Here is a 20,764-nt window from a genome sequence, read left to right on the forward strand (position 1 = left end):
AAATGGTACCCACAAAAACCGAGTCTGACTAGGCTTTCGCGCCGAAGCGTGAAATACACTGTCTTGGTGCCTTCATCAAAGCCGCGCGGACAGTACGCCAAGGGAGCCGAACGCCGCGAGCAGATCATCCAGACAGCAACCGACGTTTTTGCAACAGAAGGCTTCGAACGCACGGCCCTGAAGCGCGTGGCTGAACTGGTGGGCGTGAAGGAAGCCACGCTGTTCCACTACTTCCGCGGCAAGCAGGAGCTGCTCACCGCCGTCCTGGCCGAGCGCGACCGGCGGAGCATGGCGGCCATGGATACAGACGCCGGGCTGCCGCTGATGGTGCGCTCCGCAGAGCGCAACCGGGCGGAACCGGGCTTGACCACGCTGTATGCGGTTGCCTCCGCCACCGCGAACGACCCGGACATGACTCCCATGGCTACTTCAAGGACCGCTTCGCGGAAGTGGTGGACGTCCTGACAGTGGACATTGAGCGGCGCCAGGCCGCCGGCCAGGCCCGCACGGACCTGCCGGCAAAGGACCTTGCCCGGCTGGTCGTCGCCATCTCGGACGGCCTGCAGCTGCAGTGGCTCTACGACAAGGAAGTGGACGTGGCAGACGGCCTGTCACAGTTCATCGACGTGCTGATGGCGCCCTAGCCGCTGCTCATCCTGCCGCGGTTGTTCCCGCCAGTGTTGCCTCGATGACCGCCGGCGAGAGAACGTACTGCGTGACCATCCGGCTGGCACCCAATATCGCCGCCTGGTCCCGGCAATGGAGACGGCGATCCGCAAATGCGAGGTGGCCAGTGGCTGCGACCGCCGGTACACCACTTCCCGGATGCCGGCCACCAGGTGTTCGCCGGACACACCGATGCTGCCGCCCACCACAATCACGGACGGATTGAGGAGGTTCACCACGGTGGCCAGCACCTCGCCGATATCCCGGCCTGCCTGGCGCAGGGCCTGGATGGCCTGGAGGTTTCCGTCCGAGGCGAGCCGAAGGACATCAGAGCCCTTTGCCGCGTCCAGCCCCTGTTCCCGCAAAGCGCGGGCGATGGCGGGACCTGACGCCAGGGCTTCGAGGCAGCCGTAATTCCCGCACGCGCACTGCACGTCCGCGCCCCTCGCCAGCTGGACATGCCCCAGGTCTCCGGCTGTGCCGTTGGCGCCGCGCTGCAGTTCGCCGCTGCTGATGATGCCGGAACCGATGCCGGTGGCCACCTTCACGAAAAAGAAGTTGCCGTGCTCCGGCCAATGGGCGGTCCGCTCCCCCAGGGCCATGATGTTCACATCGTTGTCCACCAGCACGGGGACGCGGAGGGACTGCTGCACGTAGCCAACCACGTCGAAGCCGTCCCAGCCGGGCATGATGGGAGGCTTCACCGGCTTTCCGGAGTCGTGCTCCACCGGGCCGGGCAGGCCGATGCCCACGCCTGCCAGCTCGCCGGCCTTCCGCCCCGCCGTGGCGAGCAGTTTCCTGCCCTGTGCCACCACCTGGTCCAGTACCGCTTCCGGGCCGTCCGACACCTGCCGGGCCAGCCGTTGTTCGGCCAGGATCTTCCCGCCCAGGTCGGTGACGGCCACGATCACGTGGCTTGCCCCGACGTCGACGGCCAGGACCACCCGCGACGAGGGGTTGAAGGCAAAGCGCGACGGCGGCCTGCCGCCACTGGAGGTGGCCTCACCGGCGGGCCCCACCAGGCCGGACAGCATCAGCGCTTCGATCCGCGAGGCCACGGTGGAACGCGCGAGGCCGGTGCTTCCGGCCAGCTCGGCCCTCGTGCGCGCCTTCCCGTCCCGCAAAAGCTGGAAAAGGTCTCCGGCCCGCCCCTGGGACGCCGGGTACTCGAGGAGGGAAGCTCCTTCTCCGTGGCTTTTGGTCATCAACCATAGATAACACGGGGACTTCTTCCTGTCACTTCAACAACTTTTGCTTGACGTCCGTCAAAAGTCCTTCTAGCTTTGCACTAGACCGCCAGGCCACTTTTTATGCCGATGCCCGCCACCGAAGCCAGGAGCACCATGTCCTACGCACTTCAGCTGTACACCGTCCGCGACGCAATCTCGAGGGACCTGCCGGGCACCATCAGGAGGGTCGCCGGGATCGGTTTCTCCCAGGTGGAGCCCTACAACTTCGTTGCCACCGCCAAGGAACTGGGCGCCGCGCTGAGGGAAAACGGGCTCACCGCGCCTTCCGGCCACGCCCCGTTGCTGAGCCAGGACCAGGACGGGATCTTCGCCGCGGCCAGGGAACTGGGCATCCGGACGGTCATCGAACCCTACATTCCGGCGGAGCGGTGGCAGGATGCCGAATCCATCAAGGCCACGGCCGCCGCGCTCAACGCAGCGGCCCGGAAAGGCGCGGAATACGGTGTCCGGGTGGGCTACCACAACCACGCCTGGGAGCTGGAGTCCATCATCGACGGCAGGACCGCACTGGAATACTTCACGGAACTGCTCGATCCGGAACTCGTCCTGGAGGTGGACACCTACTGGGTGGCGGTCGGCGGCCAGGACCCGGTGGACATCCTTGCCAGGCTCGGCGACCGGGTGAAGTTCATCCACATCAAGGACGGCCCCCTCACCGCCGACACCAAGGCCCAGCAGCCCGCCGGGCAGGGGAAAGTCCCGGTCATGGACGTGATCGCCGCGGCAAAATCCCTGGAGGTGGGCGTGGTGGAGTTCGACGACTACGCCGGCGATATCTTCGAGGGCATCACCGAAAGCCTGTCCTTCCTGACCGCTTCCGGCGAAGGGATCAAGGCATGAGCAGCCCCGCAGCCTCTTCCCGCCGGGGTCCGGTGGGTGTCGGCGTCATCGGCGCCGGCAACATCAGCAAGCAGTACCTGGACAACCTCACGGTTTTCCCCGACCTGAAAGTCCACGTCATCGCGGACCTGTTCGAGGAGGCCGCGGAAGCCCGGGCCGCCGAATACGGGATCCCCGAGTGGGGCGGCGTGGAGAAGGCGCTGAACCACCCCGACGTCGAAATCATCGTCAACCTCACCATCCCGGCGGCCCACGTCGAGGTGGCAACGGCAGCCGTGAACGCGGGCAAGCACGTCTGGACCGAAAAGCCCATCAGCCTGGACCGGGAATCCGGGCTGGGCCTGCTCAAGGCCGCCGACGCTGCCGGGATCCGGCTCGGCTGCGCACCGGACACGTTCCTGGGCGCCGGCCTGCAGACCGCCCTCCGGCTCATCCAGCGCGGCGACATCGGCACGCCGCTGACCGCGATGACCACGTTCCAGACCCGGGCCCGGAATCATGGCACCCAACCCGGCCTTCCTCTTCCAGTCCGGGGCAGGCCCGCTGTTCGACATGGGCCCCACTACCTCACCACGCTGGTCCAGGCCTTCGGCTCCATCCGCAAGGTTGCCGCCGTCGGCTCCAAGGCCAAGGAGGTCCGCGTCATCGGCTCCGGCCCCAAGGCCGGCGAGGAGTTCACCGTGGAAGTTCCTACCCACGTCTCGGCCATGGCCCAGTTCGAGTCCGGCGCCTCCTCGCACAGCGTCTTCTCCTTCGAGTCCCCCCGGGTCCGGATGGGCTTCGTTGAAATCACCGGCACAGAGGCCACCATCTCCCTGCCGGACCCCAACAACTTCGACGGCGACATCAGGCTCTGGCGCGCCGGTGACGAGGACTGGACCACCATTCCGGCCACCGGCCCGGCCAACGGCCGCGGCATGGGGGTCCTGGACTTGGCCCGCTCCCTCCGCGCCGGTGTCCCCCACCGCGCCACCGGCCACCTGGCCTACCACGTGCTGGACAGCATGGTCTCCATCTCCGAGTCCATCGAATCCGGGACCTTCGTCGACGTCGAAAGCTCCGCCCCGGCCTCCGCTCCCCTGCCCGAAGACTGGGCACCGGAGACCTCGACCCTGGGCGGCACCGCATGAGCCAGGCATCAGGGACCATGAAACCAGGCGCCAAGGGAACAGGCACCAACGGTCCGGGCACCAACGGTCCGCTGGGCGTCGCCGCCATCGGTTATGCGTTCATGGGGAAGGCCCATTCGAACGCATGGCGGAACGTTGCCAGCTTCTTCGACGTCCCGGCGATCGAGCAGAAGGTCCTGGTTGGCCGGGATGCAGGGCAGGTGGCGGAGGCCGCAGCGAAGTACGGCTGGGCAGAGTCCGCCACGGACTGGCGCGAGGTGATTGCCCGGGACGACATCCACATCGTTGACATCTGCGCCCCCGGCTGGATGCACGCCGAGATCGCCATCGCCGCGCTCGAGGCGGGCAAGCACGTCCTGGTGGAAAAGCCCTTGGCCAACACCCTCGCCGAGGCCGAGGCCATGACCGCCGCCGCGGCAGCCGCCCGCACCCGGGGTGTCCAGTCGATGGTCGGCTTCAACTACCGCCGCGTGCCCGCCCTGGCCCTGGCCAGGGAACTCATCACCGAAGGCCGGGTGGGAACGGTCCGGCACGTCCGCGCCGCCTACCTGCAGGACTGGCTCGCCGACGAGCAGGCACCCATGACCTGGCGGCTCCGCAAAGAGACCGCAGGGTCCGGGGCCCTCGGGGACATCGCCTCCCACGCGGTGGACCAGGTCCTGTTCCTGCTCGGCGGCCAAGTCACCGAGGTCACCGGCCGGCTTCAGACCTTCGTGAACCGCCGCCCCGGCCCGGACGGCCCCGAGGACGTGACGGTCGACGACGCCGCCTGGGCCACGTTGACCCTCGCCTCCGGAGCCATCGCCTCGGTGGAGGCCTCCCGGGTGGCCACGGGACAGAAGAACAGCCTGAGACTCGAGATCTACGGGGACAAGGGCAGCATCCACTTCGACCTGGAAAACCTGAACGAACTCGGCTTCCAGGACGCCACCGCCCCGGCCCGCGAACAGGGCCTCCGGCGGATCCTGGTCACCGAACCGGACCATCCCTACCTGGACGCGTGGTGGCCGCAGGGCCACATCATCGGCTGGGAACACACCTTCACCCACCAGATCCGCGATTTCCTCACCGCCATCCAGGCTGGAAGCCAGCCCTCGCCGTCGTTCGAGGAGGGACTGAACGTCCAGTACATCCTCAACGCCGTGGAGGAATCCGCCGCCACGAAGAGTGCCCTCGTCCCTGTTGCCGACAGAACCTCCAAAGGAGCCTGACATGCCCCGCCCGTTCACCCTGTTCACCGGCCAGTGGGCCGACCTGCCCTTCGAGGAAGTCGCAAAACTCGCCTCCGGCTGGGGCTACGACGGCCTCGAGATCGCCGTCTCCGGCGACCACCTGGACGCCTGGCGCTGGGACGAACCCGGCTACGTCGAATCCAAGCTTGAGGTCCTGGACAAATACAACCTCAAGGTCTGGGCCATCTCCAACCACCTCACCGGACAGGCCGTCTGCGATGACCCCATCGACTTCCGGCACCAGGGCATCGTCCGCTCCAAAGTATGGGGCGACGGCGAACCCGAAGGCGTCCGCACCCGCGCCGCCGAGGAAATGAAACACACCGCCCGGCTCGCCAAAGCCCTCGGCGTGGACACCGTCGTCGGCTTCACCGGCTCCGCCATCTGGCAGTACGTGGCCATGTTCCCGCCCGTCCCGCAAAAAGTCATCGACGCCGGCTACCAGGACTTCGCCGACCGCTGGAACCCCATCCTGGACGTCTTCGACGAATGCGGCGTCCGCTTCGCCCACGAAGTCCACCCGTCCGAGATCGCCTACGACTACTGGACCACCGTCCGCACCCTCGAAGCGATCAACCACCGCGAAGCATTCGGCCTGAACTGGGACCCCTCCCACATGACGTGGCAGGGCATCGACCCCGTCTCCTTCATCTGGGACTTCAAGGACCGGATCTACCACGTGGACTGCAAGGACACCAAGGTCCGACAGACCGGCCGGAACACCGTCATGGGCTCCCACCTCGCCTGGGGCGACCCCCGGCGCGGCTGGGACTTCGTCTCCGCCGGCCGCGGCGACGTCCCATGGGAAGCATCCTTCCGCGCCCTCGCCGCAATCGGCTACAACGGCCCCATCAGCGTCGAATGGGAAGACGCCGGAATGGACCGCCTCCACGGCGCCCCCGAAGCCCTCGCCAACCTCAAAAAATACGACTTCCCCGCCTCCACCGCATCCTTCGACGCCGCCTTCAGCAGCAAGGACTAGGCCGTGCCGAACCACAGCGGCGGCACCTCCGACGGCCGGCTCCGCTGGGGAATCCTCGGCACCGGCTTCATCGCCGACCTGCAGGTACGGGACCTCGTGGACAACGGGTTCGCGGTCCAGGCGGTGGGCTCCCGTTCCCTGGAAACGAGCCAGGCATTCGCGTCACGGTTCGGCATTCCCACAGCCCACGGCAGCTACGAGGACCTGGCGGCCGACCCGGATGTCGACGTCGTGTACGTTGCCACTCCCCACGTGTTCCACCACGAAAACGCCCTGCTGGCGCTGAACGCGGGAAAGCATGTGCTGGTGGAGAAGGCCTTCACCATCAACGCCCGGCAGGCGCAGGAGATCGTGGACCTTGCCGCCGGGAAGGGCCTGGTTGCGCTGGAGGCGATGTGGACCCGTTTCCTGCCGCATATGGCACGGCTGCGCGAGATCGTGGCCGGCGGGGTCCTTGGCGAGGTCCGCAAGGTGGTGGCAAGCCACAACCAGGACCTTCCCAAAGACCCCGCGCACCGGCTCAATGATCCTGCACTGGGCGGCGGCGCCCTCCTGGACCTGGGCGTCTATCCGGTGTCGTTTTCCTTCGACGTCTTCGGTGCCCCGCACCGGATACTTGCGAGCGCTGCGATGACCGCAACCGGGGTGGACCGGCAGACGGCGGCCATCTTTGAGTATGCGGACGGGCAGCAGGCCCTCGTGGACTGCGCGCTGGATACTGCGGGGAACAACCGGGCAGCCATCATCGGCACCGGCGGCTGGGTGGAGATCGAATCCGTTTGGTACACCCCCACCCCGTTCACCCGGTATGACGTATCGGGAAACATCCTGGAGCAGTTCAACGAGCCCGTGCAGGGCCGGGGCATGCAGTACCAGGCCGCGGAACTCGAACGGCTGGTCCGCGAAGGGCTGACCGCGGGCACCATGCTGCCGCCCGGCGAGAGCGTGGCCATCATGGCCGCCCTGGACGAGGTCCGGCGCCAGATCGGGCTCACCTACGACGCCGACAGGCAGCCTTAGGATGGAGGGCACCCTTAGGATGGAGGGCACCATGAGCCACACCATCCGCAAGGCAACACCGGACGACGCCGGGGCGCTGGCCGCGCTGGCGGCCGTCACCTTCCCGCTGGCCTGCCCGCCGTCGTCGTCACCCGAAGACATCTCCGCCCACCTGGCCAACACGCTCACCGAGCGGCATTTCAGCGGCTACCTCGCCGACCCGGACGTCACCATCCTGGTGCTGGACTCCGGCCACCGGCTCAACGGGTACAGCCTGCTGGTCAACCGCCCGGCTGCTGACCCGGACGTGGCCTCCGCGCTCACCCTGCTGCCGTCCGTAGAGGTCAGCAAGTGCTACGTGCACCCCGAGCACCACGGCCTGGGTGCGGCGGCCGAGCTGATGCACGCCAGCCTCCAGGCAGCCGCCGACGCCGGCGGCGCCGGGGCGTGGCTTGGCGTCAACAGCCAGAACGCCCGGGCCATCCGCTTCTATGAGAAGTCAGGGTTCCGCAAGGTGGGCACCAAGTCCTTCCAGCTGGGCAGGACCGTGGAACACGACTTCGTGCTGGAGCGTGAAGTCCCGTAGTTCCTCAGTAGCCTTCGGGCGGGTAAGCCAAGGGCGGGCGCGGAACCGGCAGCAGCTTTACGCCCGGCGGCAGCCCGTCGATGCTGCCCTCAGCCCCGCGGGCTTTGATGGTGATCCGGGACGTGTCCAGCAGCACGTTCTCGGCCCGGAACTCGCCCACGGATTCCGGCAGGATCGGTGACAAGTGCACCACACCACGGGTGTAGACGGGATCGAAGCGGAGCAGCACGCGGGCCAGCTGGACCGGCGCGGCCGCCGCCCAGGCCTGCGGCGAGCAGGCAGTGGGATAGGGCACCGGCCCGGGGAACTCGCCCCGGTCGAAGCCGCAGAAGAGCTCGGGCAGCCGGCCGTCGAAATGCTCGGCGGCGTCGAAGATCCCCTTGGCCACCCGCTTGGCTTCGTCCACAAAGCCGTAGCGCATCAGGCCGGTGGCCGCCAGGGCGGTGTCGTGGGGCCAGACGGAGCCGTTGTGGTAGCTAACGGGGTTGTAGGCCCCCATGTCGGAGGCCAGCGTCCGGATCCCCCAGCCGGTGAACATTTGCGGTGACATCAGGTGTTCGGCAACGGACGCCGCCTTGTCCTCGTCCACGATCCCGGTCCAGAGGCAGTGGCCCATGTTGGAGGTGCAGGCATCCACCTGGCGCTTGTCCTTGTCCAGCGCGACGGCGAAGTACCCCTTGTCAGGCAGCCAGAACTTCTCGTTGAAGGCAGATTTCAGTTCGGCTGCACGGTCCGCCCAGTGGTTCTCCAGCGCCACGTCGCCGTCCCAGCGGGCCAGCAGTGACCTGCCGATGTAGGCGGCGTAGACGTAGGCCTGGACTTCGCACAGGGCGATGGGGGCTTCGGCCATGGTGCCGTCGGCAAAGTTGATGCCGTCCCAGGAGTCCTTCCAGCCCTGGTTGACCAGGCCGTGGGCGTTGGGCCGGCAGTACTCCACAAACCCGTCGCCGTCCCGGTCGCCGTACTGTTCAATCCAGTCCAGTGCCCGGTCCGCGTGCGGCAGCAGCGGCCGGATCACGTCGCGGGAAAGCCCCCAGCGGCTCAGTTCGCCCAAAAGGGCAACGAAGAGCGGCGTGGCATCAGCCGTTCCGTAGTAGGCGGTACCGCCCAGGGACAGTCCGGCGGTGACGCCCAGCCTGACCTCGTGCGGGATGCGGCCGGGTTCCTCCTCGGAGTCCGGGTCAACCTTCTTCCCCTGGATCCCCGCCAGGGTCTGGAGCGTACCTGCGGCCAGGTGGGGTTGACCAGCAGGCTCATGTAGGACGAGAGCAGGGAGTCCCGGCCGAACAAGGCCATGAACCACGGGGCGCCGGCGGCAACTGCCGCGCGTTCCGGATGGTGGGCGTCAAAGATGCGCAGCGCACCCAGGTCCCGCTGGCTCCGGTTCAGCAGTTCCTGCAGCTTGACGTCCTCGATGCTGAGCCGCGGTACGCCTTCTTCCCAGTCCAGGTGCCGGCGGACGCCCTCACGGTGGTGGGGCAACTGCCCGTCACGGAACGGTTTCTCGGGCGGCTGCCCGTTCACCAGCGGCACGACGATGATGCTGACGGCCCACTTGCCCCGGGCCGGGACGGTGGCACGGAAACGGAGCCCGTCCGTGCTGACGGCCGCGCCTTTGGCACTGACCACCGTTCCGCGCTGCTGGCCGTGCCGGCTGGCTTCGATGACGAGCCTGCCGTCCACCACCTCACGGGTCGCGTCGTCAACACCGCTGGTCCGGGCGCCCTTCACGTCGAAGAGGTCGGCCTGGTCCGCATCCACGAGGAGCTCGATATCGCATTCCACCGGTTCGGCGGCAAAGTTCTCCAGCGTGATGTCGTCCTGGAGTCCCGGCCCGATATGCCGGACCTGCCGGACCACCAAGGGGCTGTCAAACCGTCCCCCAGGCCAGGTTGCCCTGCCCACGAACGTTGCCTCGAAAGGATGCGGCCGCTGAGCCACCAGGGGTTCCCGCAGGGCGCCGTTGATGCGCAGGACCCAGCCGGAAATAATGCGGGTGTCCTGGAAGAACACGCCGTTCGCGCTGCCGTCGGGACTGATGTCACCGCTTCCGGACGAGATGCAGAACGACGAGCCTTCAAGGATGGTCACGGAACCGGAGTCGGAGACGGATGCCTCGTTGTCTTCGTTCCAGGCGGTCATGGACGGACTCCCTATCTCCAGCGGCGGGTGCTGCCGGGACCGGTTGCCCGCCCGCCCTTAACGATTCTGGTGCAGGCCCGCCGCATCCGGAACCCCCGACGGCGATCTGCCGCCAAGGAGTTCACCGAAGAGCCGCAAATGCTGCGCCACCATCCGGCCGGCACTGAACCGCTGTTCCACCGAGGCCCTGCAGCGGCCCCTGTCCAGCCCTGCGGCAGCCTCGACGAACCCGGCCAAGGTTTCCGTGCTGCCCAGGAAACCGGTCCTGCCGTGTTCCACAATCTCGGGCGCCGATCCTATCGAAGTGCCGATGACGGGGGTTCCGGTGGCGAGCGCCTCGATCATCACCAGGCCAAACGGCTCCGACCACTGGATCGGGTTGAGGAAGGCCACGGCTTCGCCCATCAGCCGGTACTTGGTTGCGTCGTCCACTTCCCCCACGAACTCTTCGTTGGGTCCCAGGAGCGGTTCGATTTCCTGGCGGAAGTAGCGGATTTCGTCAGGCTCATGCATCTTGAGGGCAATCCGCAGGGGCAGCCCTGCCTGCCGGGCGATCATGATGGCTTCCAGCAGGCCCTTGTCCGGGCATGCCCTGCCCACAAAGCACAGGTAGCCGCCGCTGCCGCTTCCGACCGGAACGGCGGAGACGTCCATGCCGTGGTGGATGACCTGGGTGACCGGGACGTCCGGGGCATGGGATGACTGGTCACGCGAGATGGCGATGATGGCGGTGTCCCTGGCCATGGCGCGGTAAAGGTCGACAGCCAGGGCATTGAGCGGGCCGTGGATGGTGGTCACCACGGGAATGTCCTTGGCCCGGCGGGCGTAGAGCGGCCCCGCCAGCGTGTGGTCGTGGATGATGTCCACGCCGCCCAGCCCCTCATAGGCCCGGATCACATGGCTGAGTTCTGACATGGTGGAACCGAGCGCGTCGCGGAGCGCCGGCCTCATTCCCGGGACCAGCGGGACGGGGCAGGTGCTTTCCGCGGGTGCCGCCAGCAGCACCTCATGCCCGGCTGCCGTGAAGCCCCGGGCAAGGCTGTCCACAACCCTTTCAATTCCGCCGTAGGTGACCGGTGGAATGGGAATCCACGGTCCTGCAATAAGTCCAATCCGCATTCCTGGCCTCCAGGTGATGTGGCCGGGCTCCCCAGCTAACCAGACACGTGACACCGCAGGGGGCATTGCAATCCATCCGGCGGTGTTTGGAAGAACAATGGCCTCTGCTTGACCTATATCAGACTATTGCCCAGGATCGGCCCGGCCACAAGACCCAGTGTGGGGTATCTAACACGCACCTTCCGGAATGGCTGCTCCAGCCGGGCGGTTGTTCACACCATGAAGATTGAGATCTGGTCAGATGTGGCCTGCCCGTGGTGTTTCATTGGCAAGCGCCGTTTCGAGGCCGCGCTGGCCGAGTTCCCCCATCGCGACGCGGTGGAGGTCACGTGGCGGAGCTACCAGCTGGACCCCACCCTTCCGGACCACTATGACGGCACGGAGCTGGAGTACTTGAGCACGCGCAAGGGGATGCCGCTACAGCAGGTTTCGCAGATGTTCGACCATGTCGCGCAGCAGGCCAGCGGCGAGGGCCTGGACTACCACTTCGACAAGGTGGTGGTGGCGAACAGTTTCATGGCGCACCGCCTGATCCACCTCGCCGCCGCCCACGGCCGGCAGGACGCTGCCAAGGAGCGCCTGCTCAGCGACCATTTCGAGCACGGCAAGGACATCGGCAGCCGGGAGTACCTGGCCTCGCTGGGCAAGGACCTGGGCATTCCCTCCGGCGAGCTCGAGGAACTGTTCACCACGGACAAATACGCCGACGATGTCCGCTCCGATGTTGAAGAGGCGCGGTCCCTGGGCATCAGCGGCGTCCCGTTCTTCGTCATCGACCGGAAGTTCGGACTTTCCGGGGCCCAGCCCGCAGCGACGTTCACTGCTGCGCTGGACCAGGCCTGGCAGGATGCCAATCCGCTGGTACTGGTGAACTCGGGCGAGGGCGACGCCTGCGGCCCCGACGGCTGCACGGTCTGAATTCGGGCACGTCCCGCAACTGGTTTACTGACACACAGCGGTAAAGTGTCTGTATGCCAAGGATTTCAGCGGCCAGCAACGCCGAGCAGCGGGCGGACACCCAGCGGCGCATCCTCACGGCCTTCGGTGAACTCCTCTTCTCGCACGGCCTTCCCGGCCTGACCATGACGGACGTGGCCCGGCACGCCGGTGTGGGCCGGACCGCCGTCTACAACTACTACGCGGACATCGAGGAACTGCTGATCTCGTACGCCCTGGACGAGACGGAGAAGTTCCTCACGGAGCTGCGCGAGGCCCTGGACCGGCTGGACAACCCGGTGGAGCGGCTCGCGCTGTACGTGCGCGCCCAGGTGGTGGACCTCAGCCGCCGCCACCTGCCTCCGGGACCCGCCATGGGCGCCGTGTTGTCGCCGTCGTCCTTTGCAAAACTTGCCGACCATGTGGGCGAGCTGAGCGTGCTGCTGCAGGGCATCCTGCGCGACGGAATGGACCAGGGCTACCTCCCGGTGGCGGACATCGGGCAGCAGGCGCAGCTGATCCTGGGGACGCTCTCCTCCAGTGCCGCCAGGGGCAGCGACGAGCCGGCTGAGCTGGAAGCGCGCGTGGCCAGGACTGTGCGGTTCATCCAGCTGGGCGCCGGGGCAAGGTTCGACGACGAGGGCCACCCCGTGCGGATCGCCCAGCTTCCCGCCGTGGCGGGCTAACTTTCAGGAGCGGCGCTTCAGGACGCCGGCACTTCAGGACACCGGCGCCGCGGACGGCATGACCGGCCACCTGTCGTCATCCGCAACACGGCGGCTTTCCCGCGGACAGCTGAGCGTGCCGGGTGTCTGGTCCACGAGGTCGGGCGGTGCCAGGGCCCGGTAATCCTGGGAAAGGATCACATCCACGCTGCCGTCTGTCCTGCCGTCCTGGAAGTAGTCCGAACCCGGCAGGTTCCGCTGCACGCTGAAGGCGGCCGATCGTCCGGCTGCACCCGAGATCACGGCCGCCACGCCCCGGTAGCCTGCATCGATGTTGCCCACGTCCGCCACCACGAACTTGCGCGCCAGGAACTCGTCCGCCACGGACCGGGCAAGGCCCGGCCTGCTGGTGGAGTTGTAGACATTGAGGTTGATCTGCTCAGGTGGCGTGTAGTCAAACGTGGCCGCGGGGCAGGTGGAGACTTTTTCCTCGGCCGGTTCGGCTGTTGGAATGGAGAACCGGCCGTTGATGATCGCCAGGGCCGTGATGATGCCCGCGGCGATCACGCCGATGAGAAGCACCAGCACAATGCCGTGGAGCACCCTGCGGCGCACCCTGGCGGTATCGTCGGCGTCCAGGGCCGCCGCGTCGAATGTGGCCCGCAGTTCCGGACCGCTCACCACGTGGTGGCCGTGCAGGATGCTGGCATCCTGCACCTTCCTCTTCCTAGCCATCGAGCACCAGGACCCGGGCGTGGATCGCGGTGCGCTGGTGCAGTGCCGTCCGGACGGCCCGGTGCAGGCCGTCCTCCAGGTACAGGGTCCCTGGTACTGAACCACATGCGGAAAGAGGTCGCCGAAGAAGGTGGAGTCCTCTGCCAGCAGGGCCTCCAGGTCAAGGGTGCGCTTGGTGGTCACCAGCTCGTCCAGCCGCACCGGCCGCGGCGGCAGCGACGCCCACTCCTTTGGCGTGCTGTAACCATGGTCGGGGTAAGGGCGGCCCTCGCCCACAGCTTTGAATATCACCCTGCAACCCTAGGCATCCCGCCAACCGGAGCGAAAGTGCCCGGCCGCGCCCCCGGCAGGTTGTGGCCAAACAGTGACCATGTCACAACCGGTGATCTTCGGTCGCCCGTTCAGGAACTGCCGGGCGCTGCTGAAAGAATAGGCCCCATGACAGCATCCGAGTCCCCTGCCATGCCCGTGCCCGGCGTCCGCACGCCCTCCACCCCGCCGCTGGCGCTCCTGCTGGACGTTGACGGTCCGGTGGCGAGCCCGGTCACGCGGGACGTCAAACCGGAGATCATCAGCGACCTGGTGGCCCTTGCCACGGCCGGGATCCCCGTCGTCTTCAACACGGGCCGCTCGGACGCCTTCATCCGGGAACAGGTCATGGCCCCGATGATCGAGGCCGGAATTCCCGGTGGCACCATCATCCACGCCGTCTGCGAAAAGGGCGCGGTCTGGTTCAGCTACACCTCCGCCGGCCCCGGCCCCATCCATGTGGACCGTGAGCTCGCCGTACCTGCGGCCTACGGGGACGACGTCCGCCGGCTGGTCGCCGAGGACTACGCCGCGCACATGTTCTTCGACGAGACCAAGCGGGCCATGGTGTCCGTGGAGCAGCACATCGAGGTCCCCAGCGCCGAGTACCTCGCGGAGCAGAAGCTGTTCGACGCCGATGCCATGGACCTGATGGCACGGCACGGGCTGGGCGTGGTCCGGCTGGACCACCATGCACCGAATTCCGACGACGAGGTGGACTACCGCGTGGACCCCACCATCATCTCCACCGACATCGAGTCCATCCGCCTCGGCAAGGACCTCGGTGCCAGCCGGGCCGTGGAACTGCTGGCAGCGCAGGGCATCACCCCCGAGGCCTGGCGGACGGTGGGCGATTCCCGCACGGACTACGCCATGGCGGACTGGCTGCACCACAACGACCATGCCGTGAAGCACGTGGATGTCCGTCCCGCGGACGGTGTTCCGGCGAAACCGTACGAAGTCCTCACCGCGGCAGACCTGGGGCTCGAAGCCACGGTCATCCACGACGACGCCGGCGGCGCTTTCCTGCGCAGCTGGCGGGAGGCGCTGGGCGTCTAGGGCCGTGGCCGCCGGCCGGCCGAAACATGCCGTTTCCCGGGCGGGGCTATCATGCAGGTAGGAACGCATACTTCACCAGCACGGAGATAACCATTACAGAAGCACCGGTTCAGGACGAAATCTACTTCGGTGGCCAGGCGTCCGTAGAGGAACAATTCCACGAGGAGGCGACCTCCGCTGCTGCGGAACGGCGCCTGAAGCACCGCCCCGACGTCATCAGGCACAAGGGCCGCTATGCCCTGCTCAACTACAACAGGACCCACTACCAGGCCATGGTGGAGGACCTGCTGTTTCTGCGGAACGTCCTCGCGGAGTCCGGCCTGGCCTACCTGCTGGTCCGCGGCAACAATGACCGCCCGGTCATCGCCCTGGACTGGAAGGACAGGAAGAAGCTGCGCGCTGCCCTGGTTGAGGCCTGCCGGGACGAGCCCTTCTACTCCATGACGGTGGATGCCAAGAAGAAGACCGCCGTCCTTGTAGCCGACGGCGAGCTTTCCACCAGCCGCCAGGCACGCATCTTCCGGTTGTACCGGCCGCGGGTGGAACCCGGGGGCGGCTTCGAGTTCGGCGCTTCTGCCGGCGTGCAGATCGAGCTCTGGTCCTTCGAGGGCGAGGAGATCATCCTTCCCATCGAGAACTCCCTGACGCGCCGGACCCTGCTGCGGCAGGACGCGGTCCGCGGGACGGTGGAGCGCTACGGCCACACCTGGCCCACCATCGAGAACATGTTCGCGGACCACGCCAGCGACATCAGCTTCGACATCGATTTGGTGTTCTCCTGGGTGGACGGCAGTTCCCCGGAGTACATTGCTGCCCGCCGCGCCCAGCAAAAAGGCCATGTCCTCGGCGAGGGCGACGACCACGAGGCACGCTTCCGGCAGATCAACGAACTGAAGTACGCGCTGCGGTCCGTCTACATGTTGCGCCCTGGATCCGCCGCATCTTCATCGCCACGGACTCCCCTGCCCCTGCATGGCTGGCGGACCACCCCTCCGTGACGATCGTCCGGAGCGAAGAGTTCTTCAGCGACCCGACAGTGTTGCCCACGCACAACTCGCAGGCTGTGGAATGCCAGCTGCACCACATCGAGGGGCTCTCGGAGCACTTCCTCTACTCCAATGACGACATGTTCTTTGGCCGGCCCGTCAGCCCGGATTTGTTCTTCACCCCCGGCGGGATCACCAAGTTCATTGAGGCGGAAACCCGGATCGGCCTGGGCGAGAACGCGGCAGAGCGCAGCGGCTTCGAGAACGCCGCCCGGGTAAACCGCAAGCTGTTGTGGAACCGGTTCGGCCGGATCACCACGCGGCACCTCGAGCACTGCGCCGCACCGCTCCGCCGGAGCGTCGTGGCCACCATGGAGCACGAGTTCCCCGAGGAGTTCCGGAAGACTGCGGCCAGCCGGTTCCGCGCCGCGGACAACATCTCCGTCACGAACTCCTTCTACCACTACTACGCGCTGCTGACCGGCCGCGCGGTCACCCAGACGGCCGCGAAGGTCCGCTACGTGGATACCACCATGCGCGCCGGCCTGAACTACCTTCCCAAGCTGCTGGCCAAGCGGAACATGGACTTCTTCTGCCTCAACGACGGCAGCTTCCCCGAGGTGGACGCTGACGAGCGGGCCGAAGTAGTCACCGACTTCCTGGAGAAGTACTTCCCCGTTAAGGCGCCCTGGGAGAAGTAGCACGCGCACTCCCTGCACGGCACAAACAGATGGCCGGTCCCGACGTCAACGGGACCGGCCATCTTTTTGCTTCTTCGACCTGCCCGAGTTTTACCTGCTGGAGGACGCGCCCAGCCGGGCTCCGCTGCGTTGCTTGGTGGTCTCGGGAATCCGGACCCCTGCGGCCTCCAGCCGCCGCGCGGTCTCTTCGGGGGTCACGTACTCGCCCACCGTCGTCGAACTGCCCAGCGGAACCACCGAATGGACGATGGTGTGCTCGTAGACGTGCACCAGGTTGAAGGCCTGCCCGCCGTCCTGCCCGCGGGTGCCACCCACCGGGACATTCAGGTCCTGGGTGTAGCAGCTCGCCGAAGCCACGGAGACAGGGATTCCGGCGAAGGTGCCGGTGGTGGAGTAATGCAGGTGGCCGGCCAGGATGGTCCTGACATCCGAGTTGCGCACCACGGCGGCCAGCGAGGCCTGGTCCCGCAGTTCCACCAGCACCGACAGGTCCAGGACCGACGGGACAGGTGGATGGTGCAGTGCCAGGATGGTGCCGTCGGGAGCCGGGGTCTCCAGTTCGCGGGCCAGCCATTCCAGCTGGGACTGGCTCAGCTCGCCGTGGTGGAACCCGGGAACCGACGTGTCCAGGGTGATGACGCGCAGGCCGTTGATGAAGTAGCTCTGGTCCACGGGCGCGTCATTCCCTGGCTGGTCCAGCAGGCCCTTCCGGAAGTTCGCCCGGTTGTCGTGGTTGCCCATGGCCCAGATAACCTGCGAGCCCATCTCGTCGCACGCGGGCTCCACGATGGCGCGCAGCTTCCGGTACGCCTCGGGATGGCCTTTGTCTGCGAGATCGCCGGTGAAGATGACAGCCTCAGGGCGCGCCCCGGATGCTTTGACCTCGTCAAAGAGCTGGATGAGGCGGGCTTCGCTGTCAACAACGCCGTACAGGGGGTCCGGACCCCCCAACAGGTGGGGATCACTCAAGTGGAGTAGGAAGTGGCGTGGCCGGGGATGTTCGGCCTCGATGTGCTCCATTGCTACCTCTGTGGTCGGTGGGAAGCCGCTCTTCCCTGGTACCTTTCAGTAATATTTATCCAATCAGACATTTGGCAAACTTTGGGCAAATCGCCGTAGCCGATGTGGAAAAAGATAAAAGAACTGCGCTTCTGCGCATTTTATTCGCCTCAGGGCCGGTCAATCGCCAAGGGCCTTCTCGATGGCGTCGATAATTTCAGCCGAGTCCGGCTCCGTAGTGGGGGCAAAGCGGTCCACCACCTCGCCGTCGCGGTTCACCAGGAACTTCTCGAAGTTCCACTTCACCAGCCCGGGCAGCAGCCCGGACTTGAACTTGGTGAGCTCCGCGTACAGCGGGTGCTGCCCCTTGCCGCGCACCCTGGCCTTCTCCGTCAGGGGAAAGGTCACGCCAAAGTTCCGCTGGCAGAATTCGGCGATCTCGGTGTCGCTGCCCGGCTCCTGGCCGGCAAACTGGTTGCACGGGACGCCGAGGATCTCGAAGCCGCGGTCGCGGAACTTCCCATAAAGGGCTTCCAGCCCGGCGTACTGGGGAGTGAAACCGCAGTTGGAGGCGACGTTGACCACCAACACCACCTTCCCCTTGAACCGTCCGAACTCCGTCTCGGTTCCGTCATTCAGGGTCAGCGGGATGGGGTACAGGGACACCGGGGATGTGGTCCGCACAAAGTTGTTCACACCTGTAATTCGGAGCAGGTCAGCCCCTGTACGGGTTGGCCTGCCGACTTTTCCGCGGGACCTGCCCTCTTCTAGGAGACTGGTGCCGCGGTTTGTTCCGGCGTCGCTGGTTCCAGCGTTACGGGCTCGGTGGGTGCCGGTTCGGTGGGTGCCGGTTCGGTGGGTTCCGGTTCGGTGGGTGCCGGTTCGGTGGGTGCCGGTTCGACGGGGGCCGGCGCGGGTTCGGTGGGCACCGGCTCAGTCGGCACTGGCTCAACCGGAGCCGGCACAGGCTCGGTCGGTGCCGGCTCAACCGGAGCCGGCACAGGCTCCGTCGGCACCGGCTCAGTCGGCACAGGCTCCGTCGGCACTGGCTCCGTCGGCACTGGCTCGGTCGGTGCTGCCTCGATCGGCGAGGCAGACGGCTCCGGGGGCGCCGGCGTCGGCTCAGTGGGGGCCGGCGTCGGCTCGATGGGAGACGCTGACGGCTCGGTCGGTGAGGCAGACGGCTCAGTGGGCGCCGGGGTCGGCTCGGTGGGAGACGCTGACGGCTCGGTCGGCGAGGCAGACGGCTCAGTGGGCGCCGGGGTCGGCTCGGTGGGGGCCGGCGTCGGTTCAGTAGGTGACGGCGCAGGCTCGGTAGGCGAAGTTGAAGGGGTTTCCGCCTCGGAGTGCGTCGGCAGCTCCGGCTCGGCTGGCTGCACCGTCGGCTCCGTGTCCTTGATTCCAGGCAGGGTCCAGTCAAGCCAATCAGCCGGTGAACCAGAGCCCGGGACATAGGACAAGGACTCTTCGAGGCCACCACCAGCGAGCGCCGTGAGGCCCACGAACTGCCACTTCAAGGGGCTTACATGCCAGCCGTTCAAGATGGTTTCGAAGTGCAGATGGCAGCCGGTTGACCAGCCTGTGCTGCCCACCCGCCCAACGACTTGGCCTGCCTGCACGCTATCGCCCCTGCGGACCGCCAGCGATTCGAGGTGGTTGTACGTGGTCACCAGGCCGTTGCCGTGGTCGATCTCCACCCGGTTGCCACCGCCCCAAGGATGCCAGCCCGCGGCCCGGACCACACCGGAGTCTGCAGCGTAAACCCCGGTTCCGCAGGGGGCTGCATAGTCCTGTCCCAGATGGAAGTCGCCGGCCGTTCCGGTCAGTGGGCTTATCCGGAACCCGAAGGGTGAGCTGGGATTCAAGACTTCCAAGGGCGCCATAAGGTATCCGGCAGCGGGCCTTCCAACCCCTTTGTAGCCAACTTCCACTGGCAAAGGCCGCTCGGGACCTGAACCGGTGACCACCGGCCGCGGGAACGACACCACGGCTTGCGGGTTGGCGGGTATGGAATGCGGGAGGGAGTCCAGGTCCGGGCCTTCCGCTCCCCGGAGCACCACTCCCGCTGGCTCGGCGGCCTGGCTTCCAGGACCGGGGGGGGCAGGTTTCCCTGCCGGAGCCGCAGGGCTTTCCGCGGGCGTCCCGGAGACCGCCGGCAACAGCTGCGCCTCGCGGCCATCCGACAGGTTCAAGGTGGAGAAGGACACGGCCAAAGCACCGGCAGCCGTCAGGACGCGGACAGTGGGCCGGCGTGTACCCGGGGGTTTTGTGCCCGCACCGGATCCCCGATTCTTGCCCATGGATTGACTCCCGGAGATGTCCCACCCGCACGCTGTCTTGACGGTAGACCCATGGGACCATACGGCTGATGCCCTGTGAACCCCTGAATCACGAAATAGGGGGTTTTGGCCGATATCTTCGGAGTCTCATCCAGGTCGGCGCGCGGCGGCCCGCGGGGGCAACAATGGGATATGCGGAATTTCCTCCGGAAATGGCAGGACGAACTCAAGAAGACGTTCACGGGAAAGTCGGACGCGCCGCCGGACTGGGCAGTGCGGCTGTCGGAGGGAGACGACCCCGGCTACCACCTGCCGGGTTCTGCGGTGTGGGCGGTGCACGGTTCCATGTCCCCCATCGTGGCTGGAATACGCACATTGCTGATGCAATCCCTGCACCCCGGCGCGCTGGCAGGGGTCCACGAGCACTCGAACTTCCGGGAAGATCCGCTGGGCCGGCTGGCGCACACCATCCGCTGGATCTTCACAGTGACGTACGGTTCCAGGGCCGCTGCCGAGGAGGCCTCACGCATGGTCCGCCGTCTGCATGAACCTGTGCAGGGCAGCTACAGCGACAACCAGGGAACCCTGCGCAGCTACAGTGCCAACGATCCTGAGTTGGCCGCATGGATCCATATCGCATTCACCGACGCCTTCCTGACTGCCCACAAAATCTGGGGCGGCAGCATCCCCGGCGGACCTGACGCCTATGTCAGGGAGTGGGCGCAGGCCGGCAGGTTGATGGGCGTGGACAATCCGCCGCTGACCGAAGCGGAGATGCGGCAGCAGCTGGACCGCTGGTACTCGGGCAACGAGCTGCGCGTCGACGCCCGGGTGGCTGAGACTGTGGACTTCATCCGCAATGCGCCGCTGCATCCGATGCTCCGCCCCGGCTACCGCATCCTGTTTGCGGGGGCGGTCTACAGCCTGGAGCCACGGTACCGGGCGATGCTCGGGCTCGAGGTACCCCGGCTGGGCCCGTTTCCGCTTCCGGTGAAGCTTGCCACCAAGGCCGTGCTCGGCGTCGTCCGCCTTGCCTTGGGGCCGCGCGGTCCCAGCGAAATGGCCGCACGTGCCAGGCTGCGGCGGCTGGGGTGTCCCGAAGCCGATCTCTAACAACGTGGTCAGGCCCGGCAAAATGTATTAATCGCA

Annotated in this window: 15 protein-coding genes and 6 pseudogenes; 13 read left to right on the top strand and 8 right to left on the bottom strand. The window is 66.8% G+C overall.

What is annotated here, in order from left to right:
• Window positions 1–66 precede the first annotated feature (66 nt).
• Window positions 67–644 (top strand): annotated as a pseudogene (locus ACPEE0_RS16895) (TetR/AcrR family transcriptional regulator).
• A gap of 7 nt (window positions 645–651) precedes the next feature.
• Here ACPEE0_RS16895 and ACPEE0_RS16900 read toward each other — a convergent pair.
• A pseudogene (locus ACPEE0_RS16900) lies at window positions 652–1,871 on the bottom strand (ROK family transcriptional regulator).
• Window positions 1,872–2,009: 138 nt separating this feature from the next.
• On the opposite strand from ACPEE0_RS16900, the gene ACPEE0_RS16905 reads away from it, so the two are divergent.
• The 6 genes from ACPEE0_RS16905 to ACPEE0_RS16930 are packed head-to-tail and all read left to right on the top strand — an operon-like array spanning window position 2,010 to window position 7,685.
• Entirely contained in the window at window positions 2,010–2,756 is a 747-nt protein-coding gene (locus tag ACPEE0_RS16905; protein ID WP_424574917.1) for a sugar phosphate isomerase/epimerase family protein, read from the top strand.
• Window positions 2,753–3,886 (top strand): Gfo/Idh/MocA family protein, encoded by a 1,134-nt coding sequence (locus ACPEE0_RS16910; protein WP_424574918.1) that lies wholly within the window; start codon window positions 2,753–2,755, stop codon window positions 3,884–3,886. The genes ACPEE0_RS16905 and ACPEE0_RS16910 overlap by 4 nt, the downstream gene beginning before the upstream one ends.
• A gap of 17 nt (window positions 3,887–3,903) precedes the next feature.
• Complete coding sequence (locus tag ACPEE0_RS16915; RefSeq protein WP_424575297.1) at window positions 3,904–5,097, top strand: Gfo/Idh/MocA family protein; 1,194 nt, start codon at window positions 3,904–3,906, stop codon at window positions 5,095–5,097.
• 1 nt (window position 5,098) lies between these two features.
• Window positions 5,099–6,100, top strand: coding sequence for a sugar phosphate isomerase/epimerase family protein (locus tag ACPEE0_RS16920; RefSeq protein ID WP_424574919.1), 1,002 nt, complete (start codon window positions 5,099–5,101; stop codon window positions 6,098–6,100).
• A gap of 3 nt (window positions 6,101–6,103) precedes the next feature.
• Complete coding sequence (locus tag ACPEE0_RS16925) at window positions 6,104–7,120, top strand: Gfo/Idh/MocA family protein (protein ID WP_407708926.1); 1,017 nt, start codon at window positions 6,104–6,106, stop codon at window positions 7,118–7,120.
• A 31-nt stretch (window positions 7,121–7,151) separates the two neighbouring features.
• Window positions 7,152–7,685, top strand: coding sequence for a GNAT family N-acetyltransferase (locus ACPEE0_RS16930; protein WP_407708925.1), 534 nt, complete (start codon window positions 7,152–7,154; stop codon window positions 7,683–7,685).
• Between the two features lie 4 nt (window positions 7,686–7,689).
• Here ACPEE0_RS16930 and ACPEE0_RS16935 read toward each other — a convergent pair.
• Both ACPEE0_RS16935 and ACPEE0_RS16940 read right to left on the bottom strand, forming a co-directional pair.
• Window positions 7,690–9,827: pseudogene (locus ACPEE0_RS16935) on the bottom strand (glycogen debranching N-terminal domain-containing protein).
• 57 nt (window positions 9,828–9,884) lie between these two features.
• Window positions 9,885–10,946, bottom strand: a complete 1,062-nt coding sequence (locus tag ACPEE0_RS16940; protein ID WP_354177245.1) for a glycosyltransferase family 4 protein — start codon at window positions 10,944–10,946, stop codon at window positions 9,885–9,887.
• Between the two features lie 219 nt (window positions 10,947–11,165).
• Between ACPEE0_RS16940 and ACPEE0_RS16945 the strand changes: the two genes are divergently transcribed.
• Together ACPEE0_RS16945 and ACPEE0_RS16950 are read left to right on the top strand one after the other, a co-directional pair.
• Window positions 11,166–11,864 (top strand): DsbA family oxidoreductase, encoded by a 699-nt coding sequence (locus tag ACPEE0_RS16945; protein WP_424574920.1) that lies wholly within the window; start codon window positions 11,166–11,168, stop codon window positions 11,862–11,864.
• A 53-nt stretch (window positions 11,865–11,917) separates the two neighbouring features.
• A complete protein-coding gene (locus tag ACPEE0_RS16950) occupies window positions 11,918–12,568 on the top strand; it encodes a TetR/AcrR family transcriptional regulator (protein WP_009358466.1) in 651 nt (216 codons plus the stop codon).
• 33 nt (window positions 12,569–12,601) lie between these two features.
• Here ACPEE0_RS16950 and ACPEE0_RS16955 read toward each other — a convergent pair whose 3' ends face one another.
• Both ACPEE0_RS16955 and ACPEE0_RS16960 read right to left on the bottom strand, forming a co-directional pair.
• Window positions 12,602–13,282: a LytR C-terminal domain-containing protein gene (locus ACPEE0_RS16955; RefSeq protein ID WP_424574921.1), complete on the bottom strand. Its 681-nt coding sequence runs from the start codon at window positions 13,280–13,282 to the stop codon at window positions 12,602–12,604.
• A pseudogene (locus ACPEE0_RS16960) lies at window positions 13,275–13,573 on the bottom strand (type II toxin-antitoxin system VapB family antitoxin). Before ACPEE0_RS16960 ends, ACPEE0_RS16955 begins: the two are co-directional and overlap by 8 nt.
• Window positions 13,574–13,720: 147 nt before the next feature.
• Here ACPEE0_RS16960 and ACPEE0_RS16965 point away from each other — a divergent pair.
• On the top strand, window positions 13,721–14,650 hold the full coding sequence (locus tag ACPEE0_RS16965) for a hypothetical protein (protein WP_424574922.1): 930 nt from the start codon (window positions 13,721–13,723) through the stop codon (window positions 14,648–14,650).
• Between the two features lie 26 nt (window positions 14,651–14,676).
• Window positions 14,677–16,337, top strand: a pseudogene (locus ACPEE0_RS16970) (stealth family protein).
• A gap of 90 nt (window positions 16,338–16,427) precedes the next feature.
• Here ACPEE0_RS16970 and ACPEE0_RS16975 read toward each other — a convergent pair.
• Both ACPEE0_RS16975 and ACPEE0_RS16980 read right to left on the bottom strand, forming a co-directional pair.
• Window positions 16,428–17,357 carry a phosphodiesterase gene (locus ACPEE0_RS16975; RefSeq protein ID WP_009358461.1) on the bottom strand — a complete coding sequence of 310 codons (930 nt, stop codon included), beginning with the start codon at window positions 17,355–17,357 and terminating at the stop codon, window positions 16,428–16,430.
• 159 nt (window positions 17,358–17,516) lie between these two features.
• Complete coding sequence (locus ACPEE0_RS16980; RefSeq protein ID WP_424574924.1) at window positions 17,517–18,032, bottom strand: glutathione peroxidase; 516 nt, start codon at window positions 18,030–18,032, stop codon at window positions 17,517–17,519.
• Window positions 18,033–18,161: 129 nt separating this feature from the next.
• On the opposite strand from ACPEE0_RS16980, the gene ACPEE0_RS16985 reads away from it, so the two are divergent.
• Window positions 18,162–18,791 (top strand): hypothetical protein, encoded by a 630-nt coding sequence (locus ACPEE0_RS16985; protein WP_424575341.1) that lies wholly within the window; start codon window positions 18,162–18,164, stop codon window positions 18,789–18,791.
• Window positions 18,792–18,865: 74 nt separating this feature from the next.
• Here ACPEE0_RS16985 and ACPEE0_RS16990 read toward each other — a convergent pair.
• Window positions 18,866–19,636: pseudogene (locus ACPEE0_RS16990) on the bottom strand (M23 family metallopeptidase); the annotation flags it as partial.
• Between the two features lie 171 nt (window positions 19,637–19,807).
• On the opposite strand from ACPEE0_RS16990, the gene ACPEE0_RS16995 reads away from it, so the two are divergent.
• Window positions 19,808–20,728, top strand: coding sequence for an oxygenase MpaB family protein (locus ACPEE0_RS16995; RefSeq protein ID WP_424574925.1), 921 nt, complete (start codon window positions 19,808–19,810; stop codon window positions 20,726–20,728).
• Window positions 20,729–20,764 lie beyond the last annotated feature (36 nt).

The organism is Arthrobacter sp. SD76, assembly GCF_049726125.1.
In the GTDB taxonomy this organism is placed as follows: Bacteria; Actinomycetota; Actinomycetes; order Actinomycetales; family Micrococcaceae; genus Arthrobacter; species Arthrobacter nitrophenolicus.